Source organism: Bradyrhizobium sp. BRP20, from assembly GCF_020194215.1.
GTDB classification, from domain to species: Bacteria; Pseudomonadota; Alphaproteobacteria; order Rhizobiales; family Xanthobacteraceae; genus Bradyrhizobium; species Bradyrhizobium yuanmingense.
In genome coordinates, this window is sequence record NZ_JADYVY010000095.1 from 1 (window position 1) to 459 (window position 459).

Genomic DNA, 459 nt, shown 5'->3' on the forward strand with positions numbered 1-459 from the left:
CGACTGGTTCGAGCGCAACCCGAGCGAAGCCAAGACGATCATCAACAAGGCGCTGTCCAGCGCGCAGGCGCGGATGGCCGCCCGCCGGGCGCGCGACCTGGTGCGCCGCAAGGGCGCGCTGGAGATCGGCGGACTGCCCGGCAAGCTCAAGGACTGCCAGTCGACCAACCCGGAGGAGTGCGAGCTCTACATCGTGGAGGGTGACTCCGCGGGCGGGTCGGCCAAGGAGGGGCGGGAGTCGCGGTTCCAGGCGATCCTGCCGATCCGGGGCAAGATCATCAACGTGGAGAAGGCCCGCATCGACCGGGTGCTCAAGAACAACGAGGTCCAGTCGCTGATCACCGCGCTGGGCACCGGCATCCACGACGACTTCGACCTCTCCAAGCTGCGGTACCACAAGATCGTGCTGATGGCCGACGCCGACGTCGACGGCCAGCACATCCGCACCCTGCTGCTGAC

At 67.8% G+C, this 459-nt stretch carries 1 protein-coding gene; it reads left to right on the forward strand.

All coding sequences use genetic code 11. The features are described 5' to 3' along the window. The coding region (locus I6F33_RS37950; RefSeq protein WP_249790066.1) for a toprim domain-containing protein at positions 1 to 459 on the forward strand (459 nt) is incomplete at both ends.